Origin of the sequence: Variovorax sp. N23 (assembly GCF_025486315.1) — a bacterium.
Classification (GTDB): Bacteria; Pseudomonadota; Gammaproteobacteria; order Burkholderiales; family Burkholderiaceae_C; genus Variovorax.
The window spans coordinates 305800-324400 of the sequence record NZ_JAOOPY010000006.1 but is presented as its reverse complement, the minus strand read 5'-3'; the positions used below and the strand labels follow the sequence as shown (position 1 = coordinate 324400).

Here is an 18601-nt window from a genome sequence, read left to right as displayed (position 1 = left end):
TCGCCATGACTCCGCCCTCTCCCACCCGCTTTCTCACCGGCATCACGACCAGCGGCACGCCGCACCTGGGCAACTACGTGGGTTCGGTGCGCCACTCGGTGCGTTTCAGCCGCCGAGCCGATGTGCAGAGCTTCTATTTCCTGGCCGACTACCACGCCCTCATCAAGGTCGACGACCCGCTGCGCATCCAGCGTTCGACGCTGGAGATCGCGGCCACCTGGCTGGCCTGCGGGCTCGACCCGGAGCGCGTCACGTTCTACCGCCAGTCGGACATCCCCGAGATCCCCGAACTCACTTGGTTCCTGACCTGCGTCACTGGCAAGGGCATCCTCAACCGTGCGCACGCCTACAAGGCCTCGGTCGACAAGAACGTCGCCAAGGGCGAGGACCCAGACGCCGACGTGAGTGCCGGCCTCTTCATGTACCCGGTGCTGATGGGCGCGGACATCCTGATGTTCAACGCGCACAAGGTGCCGGTGGGCCGCGACCAGGTGCAGCACATCGAGATGGCGCGCGACATGGCGCAGCGCTTCAACCACCTGTACGGCGAGCACTTCACCTTGCCCGAGGCCGAGATCGACGACGCGGTGGCCACGCTGCCCGGCCTCGACGGCCGCAAGATGAGCAAGAGCTACGACAACACGATCCCGCTCTTCACGCCGCGTGCGCAGCTGCAGAAGCTCATCGGCGCCATCGTGACCGACTCGCGCGCACCCGGCCAGCCGAAGGACACCGAAGGCTCCGCCCTGTTCCAGATCTACCAGGCCTTCGCCGACGCCGATGAAACCGCCGCGCTGCGCCAGGCCTACGCCGACGGCATCGCCTGGGGAGACGCCAAGCAGCTGGTGTTCGAGCGCATCGACCGCGAGGTCGGCCCGATGCGTGCGCACTACGACGCGCTGATCAACGACCCGGCGCAGATCGAGCGCATCCTGCTGGCCGGCGCCGAGAAGGCGCGCGCGCTGTCGCAGCCCTTCATCGCCCGGCTGCGCCACGCCGTCGGGCTGCGCAGGCTCGAGGCACCCGCCGCCGCGACCCACCGCAAGGCCGCGAAAGTGGCCCGACCGAGCTTCAAGCAGTACCGCGAAAGCGACGGCCAGTTCTATTTCAAGCTGCTCGACGCCCACGGCGACCTGCTCCTGCAGAGCCTCGCTTTCGCATCGCCGCAGGATGCCGGCCGCGCCATCGGCCGCCTCCAGCAGGAAGGCGGCGCCGCACTGTCGGCACTCGCCGAGCAGTTCGAACCGGCCGACAATGACAAGATGCGTGCCGCGGCCGAGGCCCTGGAGGCGCTGGCGGCCACCAGCGGCGGTTAAGGAACAGAATCAACCATGGCCGGCATCTGTCGGCCGAGCGTTCACTCAGAAAGCAGACCATGAGCATTTACGTCATCGACGATCACCCCCTGATGCGCGACGCCATCGTGATGGTGCTGCGGCGCCTTCGCCCCGCAGAGAACATTGTCGAACTGGAGCGGCTGGACAAGCTGGCCAGCGCCGTCAAGCAGCATGGGATGCCCGATCTGTTCTGCCTCGACCTGAAGCTGCCCGACACGACCGGCTGCTCCGGCGTGATCGCGGTCAAGCAGATCTATCCGGACGTGCCGATCGCCGTGTACTCGGCCTCGCCGGCGGCCGACATGGAAGAGGCCTGCATCGAGGCCGGTGCCGATACCTACATCGAGAAGTCGGCCAGCTCGGCCGAACTCACCGCCGTGCTGCGCGGGCTGCTCATGGCCGACGCCGATGCCGAGGAGCCGGTGGCCGCCGCCGCCAACAGCGGCAAGCTCTCGAAGCGCCAGACCCAGCTCATCGCCATGCTCGACAAGGGCATGAGCAACCGCGACATCGCGACCGAACTGGAGATCAGCGAGCACACCGTCAAGGTCCACCTGTGGCGCCTGTTCCGCCGGCTGGGCGTCAAGAGCCGCACGCAGGCCCTGCACCACGCGCGCAATCACGGCCTGCTGTCGTCTTCAGGGTCGATGTGATCTGCGTCTAACCGGGCTTGCGCCGCCCGGGCAGCGCAGTCAGAACGTGTGAAGGAACCGTCGCGAGCGCCCCGAGCTTGCGCCCCGGACCGGAGCCGCACTCGCGTGCGGTGAGGACCGCAGATGCGAGATCGGGGTGCGCAGCAGGTTCATTCACGCGTTCTCAGCCCACCGCGCCCGAGATGCGGGTCTGCGCCTGCGACTCGTCGGCGTCGTTGAGCGCCACGCGGAACACGCTGCCACGCCCCAGGCGCGAGCGCACGCTCACCGGATGGCCCAGTGCGTGCGACAGGCGCGCCACGATCGCCAGGCCCAGGCCGAAGCCATCCGACGTGCCGGCATGGTCGGCCACCTTGTAGAACTCCAGGAACACGTCGCGCAGGTGTTCGCGGGCGATGCCGATACCGGTGTCCCACACCTCCACGCGCAGCCCGTCCTTGGTCTGCCGCGACGCGAGCAGGATGCCGCCCTCCACCGTGTACTTGATGGCGTTGGCCAGCAGGTTGCCGATCATGCGGCGCACCCGGATCGGGTCGGTCAGCACGGTGCCGCGGCTGATGTGCACCCGGAAGCGCAGCCCCTTGGCCTCGGCCACCGGCCGGTATTGCAGCTCCAGGTCGTGCAGCAGCTGGGCCACGTCGACCCGCTCGATGTGCAGCCGGACCTGCCCCGAATCGATGCGCGCCAGGTCGAAGAGCGAATCGAACAGCGCGTTCACCGCATGCGTGGCACGGACGATCTTCGGCGCGATCTCCTGGACCAGCTCCGGTTCGTTGCGCAGCCAGTCGGCGTAGAGCGACAGCGCCAGCACCGGCTGGCGCATGTCGTGCGCCGCGCTCGCCAGGAAGCGGTTCTTCATGGCGACGGCCGATACGGCGGCCTGGCGCTGCTGGGTCAGGGAATTGATCAGGATGTGGTTGTGGAACAGCAGCTCGAAGCTGTTGCGCGCCGTCTCGTGGATGCGGCGGCCGGCCCGCAGCAGCAGCCACCAGTGCAACACCGGCAGCATCAGGAAGCCGTAGTGGAAGTGCGGCCGCTGGAAGTTGAGCTCGACCACGCGGAAGGCCACGGCCGCCATCATGGTGATGAAGAGCACGTTGACGTAGCGGCGCAGCAGCGGCGGATAGAGCGCCAGGCCGTTGAGCGGGAAGGTGGCGACACCGGCCACGATGAGCCAGCTCATGAACTGGTTGACCAGCGGCGTGCGCTCGAAAAAGATCAGGATCGACAGGCCCCAGGCGAAGGCGCTGGTGCCCCACAGGAAGCGGTAGCGGTCGACGAATTCCTGCTGCGAGGCCGAATCCTTGTCGGCGTAGTCGCGCACGTAGAGGCGTTCGCCCCAGACGCGGCAGCCGGTGGCCGCAATGCCGATCGCAAGCCAGACGAACAACTGCCAGCGCGGCACATGGCCCCAGCTCAGGCCGATCATGGCCGGCATCAGCGCCGCGGCGAGCAGGTAGGAGCCGCGTGCCGCACGCATCAGGCTGCGGATCAATTCCCCGCGCACCCACGGCTCGGCTTCGTCCGCCGTCGCGGGGGCCGGCGTCAAACTCGCAAACGACGAGTTGCCGAGACCCACGAACGACGAATTACCCTTCATGGCTCAAAACCTGTGTCAACTGACCCCTTGTTGGAACGGCCCTCCGAAGGGCGTTGGCTTGGCCGCGATTCTAGGGGCAGCGTCGCATCCGCCGACCCGAGTGTTGTGCCGACCCAACCCGCCGGCCGGTGGCCGCGTCCGTCGGCGTCGACGGGTGCGCTTCACCCCCGGACTTCGTGTTTCGCCCGGACAAAAAAATAGCCCCTGCACGAGGCTCTCCTGGAGGGGAGGGAGTCTTGCCCTGCCCCCCTCGCCCGATCAAGGCGGCGCGCAGCCGGGGGCGCCTGCCGGGTGGGGCAGCAAGCGTTCGGAGAGACTCGCCGTCACACCTGCGCCTCCTTCATGCGCTGCTCCACCGTCTCGAGGTGCTCGATGAAAAGTCGCTCTTGAGCCGAGGCCCTGGCGCGCCATAGACATTCAGCCTGGATGGTGCGCCCCTGCTCCGGCCACTCATTGGGCTCGGGCTCAACCCAGTGCGTCCCTGCACCGAATCTCTCGTTGCCAAGCGCAGCAAGGGCGGCCAATTCCGCCCGCATCTCCGGGGTATCGCTCTCCCAGGCCAAACCATCCTGATCGACGTGCCCCAGCAGTTCCCCGAGGTACGGCACGAGCCAACGGAGGCGGATCTTCTTTCGAGGCAGTGCAGACATCATGGGCGATGCTGAAAGCAGAAATCGGAGAAATCTAGGTGACCACCCGTTTCCGCAGAAGAGAGGAAATCCACCGCTCCCAGATTTCCCCAAAGTTCATCTCTACCCTTCGCACCTCTTCCACGCACGAGGACATCTCAACATGCGATTCATCGCCAGAAGGCTCACCGCTGCATCGGTCTTGGCCGTCTTTGCAGCCACGTCCATGAGTGGGTGCGTCGTCGCGCCCCCCGCTGCCACTGTCACGTTGGCGCCCGGGCAACCGCTGCCCCCTGGCTATCGGGGTGAGGCCTATGTCGTCACCGACTGGCAGTCGCGGGGCCTTTATGAGCCGCCCCCGGGCTATCGCTGGAGTTACGTCGATGGGCAATATGTGCTGGCAACCGTCGCCACGGGCATCATCGCCGCGGCCTTCCTTGCGGCAATGTTTGGTCATGGGGGCCCAGGCCCGGGTCCCGGCTTTGGGCGCCGTTGAACGGCTTCGACCGGTCTCCGTCCACACGGCGCGTCACGGGCTCCAACGTCGAGTGAATGCCAAACACGGCGAGAACGCTACGATCGGCTCATGAATCGCGTTTGGCACGATACGCATCCCATGCCGAAGCCAGCCTCACTCGCGCAACGCATCGAGTGGCATTTGGCACACGCCAAACACTGTGGCTGCCGGCCCATCCCTGCGGGCGTTCTCGCCCAGATGACTGCCAGCGGAGTCCCTCTGCCGGATCATAAGAAGGCGTCCTGATGCAAGCGGGTGTCGATCGGCGCCCGAGATGGTTCCCCCGACCGTTTGCGCATCGAGAGGTGAAGTGAAGCGGCAGTTTTGGGAGCAGATTGCCCCCGATGCGCATGGGATGTCAAAGGCCCAACTTGGACCAACGGACGTGAAAAAGCCCCGGCTGGCGGGGCTTTTTGCTGTTTCCTGAGGTGTCCTGACATGCTGTCGGACCGATCTCTGGAGGAGAGGGAGGGATTCGAACCCTCGGTACGTTTCCGTACGCCTGATTTCGAGTCAGGTACATTCGACCACTCTGCCACCTCTCCGGTGTCTGTCGAGCCTTCGATTCTAGCAGCAGAATCCGGCAGCCCGCGCGCGAAGCGTCTCAGGCGCGCAACGTGTCGAGGCCGCCGAGGTAGGGGCGCAGCGCGACGGGGACACGCACGGAACCGTCTTCGTTCTGGTGGTTCTCCAGCACGGCGACGAGGGCGCGGCCCACGGCCAGGCCGGAGCCGTTGAGCGTGTGCACCAGCTCGTTCTTGCCCTGCGCGTTCTTGAAGCGCGCCTGCAGCCGGCGCGCCTGGAAGGCCTCGCAGTTCGACACGGAACTGATCTCGCGGTAGGTGTCCTGCGCGGGCAGCCAGACCTCCAGGTCATAGGTCTTGCTCGAGCCGAAGCCCATGTCGCCGGTGCACAGCAGCACCACACGGTACGGCAGCTCCAGCGCCTGCAGCACGGCCTCGGCGTGCGTGGTCATGGCTTCGAGTGCTTCGTAGCTCTTCTCGGGGTGCGTGATCTGCACCATCTCGACCTTGTCGAACTGGTGCTGGCGGATCATGCCGCGGGTGTCGCGGCCGGCGCTGCCGGCTTCGGAGCGGAAGCACGGCGAATGCGCGGTGAGCTTCATCGGCAGTTGCGACTCGGCCACGACCTCGTCGCGCACGAAGTTGGTCAGCGGCACCTCGCTGGTCGGAATCAAATAGAGCGCCTGGTTGTCCAGCACCGGCTCGCCGTCCTGGCCGCCCTTCTTCGCGGCGAACAGGTCGCCCTCGAACTTCGGCAGTTGACCGGTGCCGCGCATCGAGTCGGCGTTGACGATGTAGGGCACATAGCACTCGGTGTAGCCGTGGCGCTCGGTCTGCAGGTCGATCATGAACTGCGCCAGCGCGCGGTGCAGCCGGGCGATCGGGCCCTTCATCACGCTGAAGCGCGAGCCGGCGAGCTTGGCGCCCATCTCGAAGTCCAGGCCCAGCGGCAGGCCGAGGTCGACATGGTCCTTGGGCGCGAAGGCCAGCGGCGCGGCGTCGGTGCCGGCACCACCCTGCGGGCTCCAGCGGCGCACTTCGACGTTGCCGCTCTCGTCCTCGCCCACCGGCACGCTCTCGTGCGGCAGGTTGGGCACGGCCAGCAGCAAGGCCTGCAATTCGGGCTGGATCGCCTCGAGCCGCGCGGACTGCGATTCCTGCTCGGCCTTGAGCGCGTTGACCTCGGTCATCAGCGCATCGATGGGTTCGCCCTTGGCCTTCAGCGGCCCGATCTGCTTGTTGAGCGTGTTGCGGCGGGCCTGCAGTTCCTCGGTGCGGACCTGCAGCGTCTTGCGCTCGGCCTCCAGCGCCGTGAAGGCGTGGACGTTGAGGTAGGGCTGGTTCTTCTTGCGCGTTTCGAGGCGGGCCACGGCCGAAGCCAGGTCCTTGCGCAGCATGGTGATATCGAGCATCGGGCGATTTTAGGTGGGCGCCGCGAACCCACCCTGTACTCAGGCCAGCGTGGCCGGGTCGACGTTCGCGCCGCAGACGATCAGGCAGACCTTCTCGCCCGCGCGCGGCACGTAGGCCCCCGTCTGCAGCGCCGCCAGCGGCAGCGCCGCCGCCGGCTCGACGGCCAGCTTCATTTCTTTCCAGAGCCACACTTGCGCCGCGCGGATCGCGTCGTCGGACAGCAGCAGCGCGTCGCGCACCTCGCGCTGCGTGATGGCCCAGGCGTGCTCGCCGATGCGCTTGGCGCCGAGCGAATCCGCGGCCACGCCGCCGACCTCGACATCCACCGGCGCGCCGGCTTCGCGGGCGCGGAACAGCGTCGGCGCACGCTCGGGCTCGAGCGCCACCACGCGGCTGCGCGTACCGAACCAGGCCGCCAGGCCGCCGATGAGGCCGCCACCGCCGACGCTGACCAGCACCGAATCGGGCAGGCCGCCCTGCGCCTCGATCTCGCGGCCGAGCGTGCCGGCACCGGCCACCACCTCGGGCTGGTCGTAGGCGTGCGTCAGCAGTGCGCCGCTTTCGCGCTGGCGCGCGAGGCAGGCGGCGAGCGCATCGGCATAGGCCTCGCCGACCACCGTGACCTCGGCGCCCAGCGCGCGCAGCCGCGCCCGCTTGGCCTCGGGCGACACGCCGGGCAAGAAGACCTCGCAGCGCACCCCCAGCGCGCGCGCCGCGGCGGCCGTGGCGATGCCGGCGTTGCCACCGGAAGCAACCACCACACCGGCGGCGGGGATGTCGTTGGCCAGCAGTCGGTTCATCATGCCGCGCGCCTTGAAGCTGCCGGCGATCTGCAGGTGCTCGAGCTTGAGCCAGACCTCGACGCCGGAAGCGGCGAGTTCGGTCGGCAGCCCGAAGGCGTCGGGCGAGAGCTTCCACAGGGGCGTCTCGCGCAGGTAGGCGCCGCGGTGCGCGGCCAGGCGTTGGGCGGCGCGCTCGATGTCGGCGCGCCAGTCGATGTCGTTCAGGTTCAAGAGATGTGTCCGGGTGCGGGCATGTGATCGAGCTTCAGGCCCTTGGGCAGCGGGAATTTCAGCGTCTCTTCGATGCCGTCCATCTTGCGGACCGACACCGCGCCGAGCGCCTTCACGCGATCGATGACCTCGCGCACCAGCACCTCGGGCGCCGAGGCGCCCGCGGTGAGGCCGACGCGGGTCTTGCCCTCGAACCACGCGGGCTTCAATTCATCGGCCGAATCGACCATGTAGCTTTCGGTGCCCAGGCGCTGCGCGAGTTCGCGCAGGCGGTTGCTGTTGGAACTGGTGGGGCTGCCGACCACGATCAGGATGTCGACCTGCGGGCTCATGATCTTCACCGCGTCCTGGCGGTTCTGCGTGGCGTAGCAGATGTCCTGGTGTTTCGGTTCGCGCACCTTCGGGAAGCGCGCGCGCACGGCGGCAGCGATCTCGGCGGCGTCGTCGACCGACAGCGTGGTCTGCGTTACGACGGCGAGCTTGTCGGTCTGGCCCGGCTGCACGATGGCCACGTCCGCCACGTCTTCCACCAGGTGGATGCCGCTCGACAGCTGGCCCATCGTGCCCTCGACCTCGGGGTGGCCCTTGTGGCCGATCATGATGAACTCGTAGCCCTCTTTCGCGAGCTTGGCGACCTCGACGTGCACCTTGGTCACCAGCGGGCAGGTGGCGTCGAACACGTCGAAGCCACCTGCCTGCGCCTCGGCCTCGACCGCCTTGCTCACGCCGTGGGCGCTGAACACGAGCGTCGAGCCCGGCGGCACGTCGGCCAGGTCCTCGATGAAGATGGCGCCCTTGGCCTTGAGCTCGTTCACCACGTAGGTGTTGTGCACGATCTCGTGGCGCACGTAGATCGGCGCGCCGAACTTGGCGATGGCGCGCTCGACGATCTCGATGGCGCGGTCCACGCCCGCACAGAAGCCGCGCGGCTCGGCGAGCAGGATTTCCTTTTCCATCGGACCGGTCACAGCACGCCGATCAGCCGCACTTCGAAGGTGACGGGCTGGCCGGCCAGCGGGTGGTTGAAGTCGAACTGCACCGCGGTGTCGCTCGACGCGATCACGGCGCCGGCATAGCTGCCCATGCCGTCGGGCGTGGGGAACTCCACCACGTCGCCGACGGCGTAGCGCTCGTCGGGGTCGCCCATCTTGGCGAGCAGGCTGCGCGCGACCCACTGCTGCATCTCGGGGTTGCGGTCGCCGAAGGCCTCGCCGGCGGGCAGGTCGAAGGTGGTGTGCGCGCCCTCTTCCAGGCCCATCAGCCGCTGCTCGACGGCCGGCGACAGCTCGCCGGTGCCCAGCGACAGCGTGGCCGGCTTGTCGGCGAAGGTGTTGATGATGTCGCCCGCAGGCCCGGCCAGCCGGTAGTGCAGCGTGAGAAAAGAGCCAGCGGTGACGACGGCTTGGGTGGTGGGCGAGGACAAGGTGGGATCGGCCGCGAAGGCCCCGGTACACTGAATCCGTCATTTTAGGGAGTGGGGCACAAGCCCCTGCGGCGCGATGTCTTTCAAGGATCTGCCGGCGGAAGCGAGACCGCGCGAGAAGCTGCTCGCCCGCGGGGCCGGCGCATTGGGCGACGCCGAACTGCTCGCCCTGCTGCTGCGCACCGGCATGGTCGGCAAGAACGTGCTGCAGCTGGCGCAGGAGCTGCTCGACACCTTCGGCGGCATCGCCGGCCTGCTGCAGACCGGCGTCGACGACCTGCGCCAGGTCAAGGGCCTCGGCGGGCCGGCCAAACGGGCCGAACTCACCGCCGTGCTGGAGCTGGCACGCCGTGCGATGGCCGAGCGGCTGCGGGAACGCACCGTGTTCGATTCGCCGGCCGCGGTGAGCCACTACCTGCAGTTGCACATCGCGTCGCGGCCGCATGAGGTCTTCGCGGCGCTTTTTCTCGATGCGCAGCACCGGCTCATCGCGATGGAGGAGCTGTTCCGCGGCACGCTCAGCCAGACCAGCGTGTACCCGCGCGAAGTCGTGGTGCGCGCCCTGCACCACCACGCCGCGGCCGTGATCCTCGCCCACAACCACCCGAGCGGCGGCGTCGAGCCCTCGCGCGCCGACGAGGCGCTCACGCAGACGTTGAAAGCCGCGCTCGCGCTCATCGACGTGCGGGTGCTCGACCACATCGTCGTGGCGCGCGGCCAGACGCTGTCCATGGCGGAGCGCGGCCTCGTTTGAGACGCTTGAGACTCGAAAAGCCCCCGAGGCGGGTCCACCGCCGCGGCGACGCGTTAACCTGTGCGCCTGGACCCGGCCTTTGCAACGGCCGGCCTGCCGCGAGATCCCACGCCATGCCCCGCTCCTCCCTACCCCTCAAGAGCCTCGCCGACCTGCAGCAGGTGCAGCGCACGCTCGCCGAAACGCGCGCCCGTGAAGCAGAGGCTGCGGCCCAGCGCGCCGCGGCCGAAAAGAAGCGACAGGCCGAGCAGAACCTCTTCGCCCGGGCCATCGGCGCCACACAACCGCTCAGCAAACGCAGCGCCGCCGTGCCGCTGGCGCCGGAGCCACCGGCGCCGATCCCCGTGCAGCATCAGCTGGACGAGCAGCGCGTGCTGCGCGAATCGCTGTCCGACGAGTTCGACGTGACCACCCTGCTCGACGTCGACGACGCCATGAGCTTTCGCCGCCCCGGCATCGGCACCGACGTGACGCGCAAGCTGCGCGCGGGCGAATGGACGATTCAGCAGCAGGTCGACCTGCACGGCCTGCGCAGCGACGAGGCGCGCGAGGCGCTGGGTGCCTTCATCCGCACTGCGCACAAACAAGGCGTGCGCTGCGTGCGCGTGGTGCACGGCAAGGGCCTGGGGTCGCCCGGCAAGCAGCCGGTGCTCAAGACCAAGACGCAGCGCTGGCTGATCCAGAAGAACGAGGTGCTGGCCTTCGTGCAGGCCAAGCCGGCCGAAGGCGGGGCGGGGGCGCTGGTGGTGCTGCTGGCGCCTGGCAAGCGCTGAGCCTCGGAAGCAGGCGCCCAGAGAAAAAGCCCGCCACCTTCCGGTAGCGGGCTTTTTCACGATGCCGGCAAGCCGGCGCGGCGATTACAGCGCGTTGGTGCGCGTCGCGTTGCGTGCATCGGCACGAACCGCGGCGCGGTCGACCTGGCTGCCGCCGACCGACAGCACGCCGGCCGAAGCGACTTCGCCGTAGATGTTGCCTTGGCGCGCGGTCTGCACGGCCTGGTTGCGCACCGTGGCGCGGTCGGCGCTGGCCGTCAGCGCGGGGGTCACGCCGGAGAACGCAGCGTCGGCAAACACGTCGCCGGCACGGGCCGTGGCGCGGGCCTGGGCATCCACGTCGGCGCGGCTGGCAACCGAGTTCACGGTCAGCACGCCGTCATAGGTTTCCGCCTGGGCGCCGACAGCGGCGAGGAGCGACAGGGTTGCGGCGGCGATGATCTTCGAGGTCTTCATTTCGTTTCTTTCAGTAGGTTGGATGATTTTCGAACCGGTATCGGGGGCACCGCCATCAGGCGGCCACCGCTCGGTGCCAAGCTCACCCAGAACAGCGTCTTCAACTTGTTGTGTGTGCTGCTCTGTTGGATGAATTGTGCGCCGGGATCTAGGTGGAAACCCTTGCCAAAATGAACCGCGCTATTCACGAAATTGAAACAATCGCAGGCCTTTTTCCTACAGGGTGCTGCAATCGGCATTCGTACTGCCCCGTCGGCGGAGAGTCAGTGCCGCATCCAGTCGGCCGTCTTGAAGAACGAGTCGCGCAGGCGCGCACGCAGCGCCTCGTCGACCCCGGTCTCGCCCATCGCCTGGTCCATGCAGGCCAGCCACTGGTCGCGCTCGGCGAGGCCGATGGTGTGGCCGCCGATGCTTTGCGGCAGATGGCGCGCGCGCAGCATCGGGTGGCCGAAGCGGTCGGTGTAGTGCTGCGGGCCACCGAGCCAGCCGCAGAGGAACCAGAAGAGGCGCTGGCGCGCGTTGTCGAGCGTGTTGCCGTGCACCGCGCGCAGGCGCGCGTAGGCCGGCTCCAGGTCCATCAGGTCGTAGAAGCGGTCGACCAGCGCCTGCACGGCGGGCTCGCCACCGATCCACTCGAACGGGCTATCGACGGGCGGCTTGTCTTGAATCTGCATGGGTCGATTGTCGGTGCAGCGCGCTCAGGGCGGCAGGAAGCCGGCGTCGTGCAACGCCGCCTGGCCGGCGCCGCCACACAACGCATCGGCCAGGCGCTGCGCTGCGGGCGGCGCATCGCCACGCACCGTCAGGCCGTAGGCGGCGCCGACATTGAGGTGCGGACCGATCTCGACCCACTGCAGGCCGGGCTGCTCGGCCGTGGCGATGCCGGCGTTGGTGCGGTAGGTGAGGAAGACGTCGGCCGCACCGCTGGCCACCAGCCGGCCGTAGACGTTGCCACTGCCCGGCGGCTTGGGCACGCCGGGCGCGCCGGTGAGGCACAGCGCCTTGGCGGCCAGTGCGGCCGCAGCGCCGGGCGGGGCGGCACCGCAGCGCTCGAGGTGCTCGAAGAACGCGAAGGCGTAGTCGCCGGACGGGTCGGACCCGGGTGTCGACGTGCCCAGCCGCACGGCCGGGTCGAGCATGGCCTGCACCAGCGTCTCCGGCGTCACGGCCAGCCCCCGCCGCACCAGCGCGCAGAGCGCGTTGCGGGCGAAGACGCGGGTCGGCCCGTACCCGTGCGCATCGCCCAGGGCCTGCGGATGCGCCAGGTTGGCCGACGCGAAGAGATCGGCCCGTTCACCCCCGGCGATGCGCTCGCGCAGCAGGCCGGAGGCGCCGAAGACGAAGTCGATGCGAAGGCCGGGGGCCTCGGCCTCGAAGGCCCGCGCCGCCTGCGTGAACGGCGCGCGCAGGCTGCCGGCGGCGAACACGGTGATCGCGCCCGCCGCCGGCTGCATCACTTGGCGTTCGGGAAGAACAGCTGCTCGCCGCCGATCTTGTAGCCGGCGATGGTCGACTGCCCGGCCGGCGACGTCACCCAGTCGACGAACTTCTGCGCGTCGGCGCTGTTGAGGTTCGGGAATTTGGTCGGGCTCACCACCATCACGCCGTACTGGTTGAAGAGCCGCTTGTCGCCCTCGACCACCACCGCCAGGTCGGCCCGGTTCTTGAAGCTCAGCCAGGTGCCGCGGTCGGCCAGCACGTAGCTGCCGTTCGAGGCCGCGATGTTCAGCGCCGGGCCCATGCCGCAGCCGCATTCCTTGTAGCCGCTACCCTTCTTGTCGTTGGGCACTGGCTGGCCCGCGTCGGCCACGCCGGTCTGCGTCCAGAGGCGGCGCTCGGCGGCGTCGGTGCCGCTCTTGTCGCCGCGCGAGACGAAGGGCCCGTTGGCGGCCGCGATCTTCTTGAGCGCCGCGACGATGTCCTTGCCCTTCACACCGACCGGATCGTTCTTCGGCCCGATCAGCACGAAGTCGTTGTACATGACGGGCAGCCGCTTCGCCGCGAAGCCGTCGGCGACGAACTTCTCTTCGGCCGTGGTGTCGTGCACGAAGAGCACGTCGGCATCGCCGCGCCGGGCCATGTCGATGGCCTGGCCGGTGCCCACGGCCACCACCTTGGTGTCGACGCCGGTCGCCTGCTTGAAGGCCGGCAGCAGGACCGTGAACAGGCCCGACTGCTCGGTCGACGTGGTCGAGGCCATGGTGATGGTGCCGGCCTGGGCCGCGACACCGAACGCGACGAAGGCCACGGCGGCAGCGGCACTGGCAACCGGGCGCAGCGCGCGCTGGAGGAAATTCAAGGTCATGCGAGTTCTCCTTTGACGAACAGGTGGGCCTCTTCCGGCAGGGGCCCGTGAAAGAAATCGTGCACGGGCAGGTCGGCCACCACGCGCCCCTGCTCGAGGTAGACGACGCGCGTGGCCAGCCGCTTGACCTGCCCGAGGTTGTGGCTGGCGAAGATCAGCGTGCGGCCTGCGGCGGCCTCGGCGATGAGCGCCTCGACCTCGCGCTTGGCCGTGGGGTCGAGGCTGGCCGTGGGCTCGTCGAGCAGCAGCACCTCGGGGTGCAGCGCCCAGGCGCGGGCCAGCGCGAGCCGCTGCTGTTGGCCGCCCGAGAGCGTGCGTGCGTTGCGCGCAGCAAGGTCGGTCATGCCGACGCGGCCGAGCGCCTCGTGCGCCGCCTGCCGGGCTGCGCGCCAGCCACCGCCGCGCAGCCACAGCGCTAGCGCGACATTGGTCGCCACGCTCGCGCGCAGCATGTGCGGCCGCTGGAACAGCATGGCCTGCCGCGGCTGCGGCGCGCGCCGCAACACGGCGCCCGAGGCATGCGGCACCAGGCCGTGCAGCAGGCGCAGCAGCGTGCTCTTGCCGCTGCCGTTGGCGCCGATCAGGGCGACGCGCTCGCCGGCGCCGATCGACAGCGTCGCGCCGCGCAACGCCAGCACATGGCCGAAGCGCACCTCGACGTCGTGCAAGGCGAACAGTGTTTCGCCCGGCCGCAGATCGCTCATGCGATTTGCCCTCCGCGCATCGCCTCGGCCACGCCGCCGTCGGCCCGCTCGCGCCAGCCGCGCAGCGCGGCGATCGCGAGGTTGAGCACCAGCACCACCAGCAGCAGCACGATGCCCAGCGCCACCGCCAGCGGCAGGTCGCCCTTGCTGGTCTCCAGCGCGATGGCCGTGGTCATGACGCGGGTGAAGCCGTCGATGTTGCCGCCCACCACCATCACCGCGCCCACTTCCGACACGGCGCGGCCGAAAGCCGCGATCAGCACGGTGATCAGCGCATAGCGCTCGTCGGCCGCGATCAGCAGCGAACGGACCAGCGGCCCGGCCCCGAGCGAGCGCAGCTGCTCGCCGTGCCCGCGATCGGCGTCCTCGATGACCTGGCGCGTGAGCGCGGTGACCATCGGCAGCACCAGCACCGTCTGCGCCAGCACCATGGCCTTGAACGAGAAGAGCCACCCCAGAAAGCCGAGCGGCCCCGAGCGCGACAGCAGCAGGTAGATGACGAGGCCCACCACCACCGAGGGCAGCGCGAGGAAGGTGTTGAGCACCGCCAGCACCACGGCGCGGCCCTTGAAGCGCGCCACGGCGAGCCAGGCGCCGAGCAGCAGGCCGAAGCCGCAGGCCAGCACACAGGCGCTGGCGCTGACGGCCAGCGAACGGCCGACGATGGCGAGCAGCACCGGATCGGCGGACGCGATCAGGTGCGCAGCGGAGGTCACGCTGTCGGTGAATGTGTTCATCGTGGGTGCGGGCGAGTATCGGGCGCACCACGGGCCGACCTATGCACGACGTTGCATAGGTGGGTGCGCATAATCGCGCCCCAGACCGACGCGCCCTCTTCTCTTCTTTTTCCCCGTGCACGCCATCGAACTCTCCTACGCCATCGCGCCGCGCCGCAGCGGCCGCGCCATGGTGCGCAACCCGTTGATGACGCTGCTGCAGGCCGTGCGCGACCACGGCTCGATCTCCGCGGCGGCGCGCGCGGTCGGCCTGTCGTACCGCCATGTGTGGGGCGAGCTCAAGCGCTGGGAAGAGACGCTGGGCCACGCGCTGGTGATGAGCGAGCAGGGCCAGCGCGCGCATCTCTCGGAGTTCGGCGACAAGCTGCTGTGGGCCGAGCGCCAGGCGCAGGCGCGGCTGGCCCCGCAGATCGAGGCGCTGCACGCGGAGCTCGAACGCGCCTTCGCGATCGCCTTCGACCCGCGCACCCATGTGCTCAGCCTGCAGGCCAGCCACGACGACGCGCTGGCGCTGCTGCGCACGCAGGCCGCGGGCGCGCGGCTGCAGCTCGACATCCAGTTCACCGGCAGCGTGGACGCCATCCGCGCGCTGAACCAGGGCCGCTGCGTGATGGCGGGCTTCCACACGCTCGAGGAGCCGCCGCGCGGCTCGCTGGCGCAGCGCACTTATCAGCCGCTGCTCAAGCCGGGGCAGCACAAGCTGATCGGCTTCGCGCGGCGCACGCAAGGGCTGATCGTCGCGGCCGGCAACCCGCTCGCGCTGCGCTCGCTGGGCGACGTGGTGCAGCGCCGCGCCCGCTACGTGAACCGCGCCATCGGCACCGGCACGCGCCTGCTGTTCGACGAACTGCTGGCCGGCGCGTCGCTGTCGCCCGAAGACGTCGAAGGCTACGACCGCATCGAGCCCTCGCATGCGGCCGTCGCGCATGCGGTGGCCTCGGGCGAAGCGGAAGCGGGTCTCGGTCTCGAATCGGCCGCGCGCGAAGCGGGCCTGGGCTTCGTGCCGCTGGTGCGCGAGCGCTACCACCTGGCCTGCCTGAAGGACGCGCTGAAGCAGCCGGCCATCAAGGCGCTGCTGACCGTGCTGCGTGGCGCGCAGTGGCAGCACCAGCTGGGCACCCTGCCGGGCTACGAGAGCGTCGCGAGCGGCGAGGTGCAGTCGCTCAGTGCACTGCTGCCGTGGTGGACCTTCAAGGACCGCAAGCCCGCCGCATGAGTCGCGGCGGGATCGCGTCTATTCCGCGGCCTGCCGCAGCGTCGCGACCACCGGCCGGCGCAGCACCTCGCGCAGCCCCCACCAGCCCGCCGCCAGCGCCAGCACCGCGCCGGCCAGCGCACCGGCGACCGGCACCCACAGCGACGCCGTCCAGGTGAAGTCGAACACGTAGCGCGCCAGGCCCCAGCCGATGGCCGACGCGGCGATGCTCGCGAGGAAGCCCGCCAGCAACCCGACGCCCACCAGCTCGGCGCGTTGCACCTGCCGCAGCAGCGACGCACGCGCGCCGACCGCGCGCATCACCGCGAACTCGCGGGCGCGCTCCTCCCGCGTGGCGGTGACCGCCGCGAACAGCACCACCAGGCCGGCCGCCAGCGTGAAGCCGAACAGGAACTCCACCGCGCGGATCACCTGGTCGAGCACCCGCTGCACCTGGCCGATGGTCGCGCTCATGTCGACGTTGGTCACGTTCGGGTAGGCGCGCACCAGCGCGTTGTCGAAGCCCTTGGTCTCGGGCGCGCGGAAGGCGCCCATGTAGGTCACCGGCACGTCGGGCAGCTCGGCCACCGTGTACATCACGAAGAAGTTGGCATGCAGCGAACCCCAGTCGACCTTGCGCAGCGAGGTGATGCGCGCGTCGTTCTGGATGCCGCCGATGTCGAAGCGCAGCGTGTCGCCGAGCTTGAGGCCCAGCGTCTCGGCCAGGCCGTCTTCCACGCTCACCTCGCCCGGCGCGTTGGGCGTCCAGGCGCCGGCATTGACGATGTTGTGCGCCGGCGCCTCGGCGCTGTTGCTGAGGTTGAACTCGCGGTCGACCAGGCGCTTGGCGCGGTCGTCGGCGTAGTCGTCGGGCGAGACCGGCTTGTCGTTGATCGCGACCAGCCGGCCGCGGATCATCGGGTACCAGTCGAACTTGGCGACGCCCCCGTCGCGCAGCGACTTCTGGAAAGCCTCGCTCTGGTCGGGCATCACGTTGATGACGAAGCGGTTGGGCGCATCGGGCGGCGTCGCGCGGCGCCAGCTCGACACCAGGTCGGTGCGCAGCAGCACCAGCAGCACCAGCGCCAGCAGGCCGACCGCCAGCGCGCTGACCTGCACCACCGCGTACACCGGCCGCGCGGAGATCTGCCGCGTGGCCAGCACCAGCCAGCGCGGCGCCGTCGTCTCGTTGACGCTGCGGCGCAGCACCTTCACCGCGACCCAACTCAGCGACGCGAACACCGCCACCGCGCCGGCGAAGCCGCCGACCGCGATCAGCCCCAGCTTCAAATCGCTGCTGGCCGCCAGCAGCATCGCGACGAAGCCCAGCGCGCCGATGCCCAGCACCGCCAGCGAGGCCGGCTTGAGCCCGCCGACATCGCGCCGGATGACGCGCAGCGGCGGCACGCGCGCCAGCTGCAGCACGGGCGGCAGCCCGAAGGTGAACAGCAGCACCAGACCCATGCCCAGCCCGAAGGCCACCGGCCACAGCGTGGGCGCCGGCAGCGCCGTTTCGACCAGGCCGGCCAGCAGCAGCACGAAGGCGTAGTGCACGCCGAAGCCGATCGCCACGCCCAGCCCACTCGCGACCAGGCCGACGATGAAGAACTCGAAGGCGTAGGCGCCGGCGATGGTGCGCTGGCTCTGGCCCAGCACGCGCAGCATGGCGCAGTCGTCGAGGTGGCTGGCCGCGAAGCCGCGCGCCGCCAGCGCCACGGCGACAGCGCTCAGCAGCGCCGCGAGCAGCGCCACCAGGTTGAGGAATTTCTCGGCGCGGTCGAGCGTCTGCGTCATCTCGGGCCGGCCGCTCTCGAAGGATTCGAGCCGCGCGCCGCGCACCTCGCCGCGCTTGAGCGAGGCATCGGCCCAGTCGCTGAAGCGCTTCACCGCGCCCGCCTCGCCCGCCACGGCGAAGCGGTAGTTGACGCGGCTGGCCGGCTGCACGAGCCCGGTGCGCGCCACGTCGGCCTGGTTGAGCATCACGCGCGGCGAAAAGCTCGCGAAGCCACCGCCCCGGTCCGGCTCCAGCGTGATCACGCGCGACACGCGCAGGCCGGTGTCGCCCAGCAGCAGCGTGTCGCCGACCTTCAGGCCCAGCGATTCGAGCAGCGACGCATCGACCCAGGTTTCGCCCGGTGCCGGCACGTCCCGCGTGGCCTGGCCGGGGCCGTCGCTCGTCGTCGCGACCTGCACGCTGCCGCGCAGCGGATAGCCGGTGGTCACCGCCTTCAGCGACACCAGCTTGCTCGCCCCGCCCTGCGCGTCGGACGCGCGGGCCATGGTCGGGAAGCCGTAGGTCGACGTGGCCTCCAGGCCCAGCGACTTGGCGCGCTCGACGAAGGCGTCAGGCGTCGGGTTGTCGCTGGCCAGCACCGCGTCGCCCCCCAGCAGTTGCCGCGCATCGCGCTGCAGCCCGCCCTTGAGCCGGTCGGCAAAGAAGCCGACGGCCGTGAGCGCAGCCACCGCGAGCAGCACGGCAACGATGAGAAGCCGCAGCTCGCCAGCGCGCAGATCGCGCCAGAGGGTGCGCCAACCGAGGCGGAGGGAGGAAGTCATGGGGTGGACGAT

General features: G+C 69.5%; 19 protein-coding genes and 1 tRNA gene. 6 read left to right on the top strand and 14 right to left on the bottom strand.

All coding sequences use genetic code 11. The features are described from left to right. The first annotated feature begins 5 nt into the window (after positions 1 to 5). Together N8A90_RS12295 and N8A90_RS12290 are read left to right on the top strand one after the other, a co-directional pair. Positions 6 to 1316, top strand: coding sequence for a tryptophan--tRNA ligase (locus N8A90_RS12295; protein ID WP_262075159.1), 1311 nt, complete (start codon positions 6 to 8; stop codon positions 1314 to 1316). A gap of 59 nt (positions 1317 to 1375) precedes the next feature. Next, on the top strand, positions 1376 to 1990 hold the full coding sequence (locus N8A90_RS12290) for a LuxR C-terminal-related transcriptional regulator (RefSeq protein ID WP_262075158.1): 615 nt from the start codon (positions 1376 to 1378) through the stop codon (positions 1988 to 1990). Between the two features lie 163 nt (positions 1991 to 2153). On the opposite strand, the gene N8A90_RS12285 is transcribed toward N8A90_RS12290, so the two are convergent. Beyond that, positions 2154 to 3590, bottom strand: a complete 1437-nt coding sequence (locus N8A90_RS12285; RefSeq protein ID WP_262075157.1) for a sensor histidine kinase — start codon at positions 3588 to 3590, stop codon at positions 2154 to 2156. Between the two features lie 323 nt (positions 3591 to 3913). Next, the gene (locus N8A90_RS12280) at positions 3914 to 4243 is read right to left on the bottom strand and encodes a hypothetical protein (protein WP_262075156.1); all 330 of its coding nucleotides are present in this window, start codon (positions 4241 to 4243) and stop codon (positions 3914 to 3916) included. Here N8A90_RS12280 and N8A90_RS25405 point away from each other — a divergent pair. After that, a complete protein-coding gene (locus N8A90_RS25405; RefSeq protein ID WP_316044017.1) occupies positions 4242 to 4715 on the top strand; it encodes an RcnB family protein in 474 nt (157 codons plus the stop codon). The genes N8A90_RS12280 and N8A90_RS25405 overlap by 2 nt on opposite strands. Before the next feature lie 478 nt (positions 4716 to 5193). On the opposite strand, the gene N8A90_RS12270 is transcribed toward N8A90_RS25405, so the two are convergent. The 5 genes from N8A90_RS12270 to N8A90_RS12250 form a co-directional block, all read right to left on the bottom strand. Then, positions 5194 to 5281, bottom strand: a tRNA-Ser gene (locus tag N8A90_RS12270). 59 nt (positions 5282 to 5340) lie between these two features. Then, positions 5341 to 6672 (bottom strand): serine--tRNA ligase, encoded by a 1332-nt coding sequence (serS, locus tag N8A90_RS12265; protein WP_262075155.1) that lies wholly within the window; start codon positions 6670 to 6672, stop codon positions 5341 to 5343. 39 nt (positions 6673 to 6711) lie between these two features. Next, positions 6712 to 7686: a threonine/serine dehydratase gene (locus N8A90_RS12260; protein WP_410087670.1), complete on the bottom strand. Its 975-nt coding sequence runs from the start codon at positions 7684 to 7686 to the stop codon at positions 6712 to 6714. Beyond that, positions 7683 to 8642, bottom strand: coding sequence for a 4-hydroxy-3-methylbut-2-enyl diphosphate reductase (gene ispH / locus N8A90_RS12255; RefSeq protein ID WP_262075154.1), 960 nt, complete (start codon positions 8640 to 8642; stop codon positions 7683 to 7685). Before ispH ends, N8A90_RS12260 begins: the two co-directional genes overlap by 4 nt. Positions 8643 to 8650: 8 nt before the next feature. After that, entirely contained in the window at positions 8651 to 9109 is a 459-nt protein-coding gene (locus tag N8A90_RS12250) for a peptidylprolyl isomerase (RefSeq protein ID WP_262075153.1), read from the bottom strand. Positions 9110 to 9185: 76 nt separating this feature from the next. Between N8A90_RS12250 and radC the strand changes: the two genes are divergently transcribed. Continuing rightward, complete coding sequence (radC, locus tag N8A90_RS12245) at positions 9186 to 9863, top strand: RadC family protein (RefSeq protein WP_262075152.1); 678 nt, start codon at positions 9186 to 9188, stop codon at positions 9861 to 9863. 113 nt (positions 9864 to 9976) lie between these two features. Further along, positions 9977 to 10636: a Smr/MutS family protein gene (locus N8A90_RS12240; protein ID WP_262075151.1), complete on the top strand. Its 660-nt coding sequence runs from the start codon at positions 9977 to 9979 to the stop codon at positions 10634 to 10636. An 84-nt stretch (positions 10637 to 10720) separates the two neighbouring features. Here N8A90_RS12240 and N8A90_RS12235 read toward each other — a convergent pair whose 3' ends face one another. The 6 genes from N8A90_RS12235 to N8A90_RS12210 all read right to left on the bottom strand — a co-directional run bounded on the left by N8A90_RS12235 (position 10721) and on the right by N8A90_RS12210 (position 14838). After that, positions 10721 to 11092 (bottom strand): helicase SNF2, encoded by a 372-nt coding sequence (locus N8A90_RS12235; protein ID WP_262075150.1) that lies wholly within the window; start codon positions 11090 to 11092, stop codon positions 10721 to 10723. 263 nt (positions 11093 to 11355) lie between these two features. Beyond that, positions 11356 to 11766: a group II truncated hemoglobin gene (locus N8A90_RS12230; RefSeq protein WP_262075149.1), complete on the bottom strand. Its 411-nt coding sequence runs from the start codon at positions 11764 to 11766 to the stop codon at positions 11356 to 11358. 24 nt (positions 11767 to 11790) lie between these two features. Then, positions 11791 to 12546, bottom strand: a complete 756-nt coding sequence (locus N8A90_RS12225) for an extracellular solute-binding protein (protein WP_262075148.1) — start codon at positions 12544 to 12546, stop codon at positions 11791 to 11793. Then, a complete protein-coding gene (locus N8A90_RS12220; RefSeq protein WP_262075147.1) occupies positions 12546 to 13397 on the bottom strand; it encodes an extracellular solute-binding protein in 852 nt (283 codons plus the stop codon). Before N8A90_RS12220 ends, N8A90_RS12225 begins: the two co-directional genes overlap by 1 nt. Then, on the bottom strand, positions 13394 to 14101 hold the full coding sequence (locus tag N8A90_RS12215; protein WP_262075146.1) for a phosphate ABC transporter ATP-binding protein: 708 nt from the start codon (positions 14099 to 14101) through the stop codon (positions 13394 to 13396). Before N8A90_RS12215 ends, N8A90_RS12220 begins: the two co-directional genes overlap by 4 nt. Beyond that, on the bottom strand, positions 14098 to 14838 hold the full coding sequence (locus N8A90_RS12210; RefSeq protein ID WP_262075145.1) for an ABC transporter permease: 741 nt from the start codon (positions 14836 to 14838) through the stop codon (positions 14098 to 14100). Before N8A90_RS12210 ends, N8A90_RS12215 begins: the two co-directional genes overlap by 4 nt. Positions 14839 to 14953: 115 nt before the next feature. Between N8A90_RS12210 and N8A90_RS12205 the strand changes: the two genes are divergently transcribed. After that, the gene (locus tag N8A90_RS12205) at positions 14954 to 16054 is read left to right on the top strand and encodes a helix-turn-helix transcriptional regulator (RefSeq protein ID WP_262075144.1); all 1101 of its coding nucleotides are present in this window, start codon (positions 14954 to 14956) and stop codon (positions 16052 to 16054) included. Positions 16055 to 16072: 18 nt separating this feature from the next. Here N8A90_RS12205 and N8A90_RS12200 read toward each other — a convergent pair whose 3' ends face one another. After that, complete coding sequence (locus N8A90_RS12200; RefSeq protein ID WP_262075143.1) at positions 16073 to 18589, bottom strand: ABC transporter permease; 2517 nt, start codon at positions 18587 to 18589, stop codon at positions 16073 to 16075. Positions 18590 to 18601: the final 12 nt, after the last annotated feature.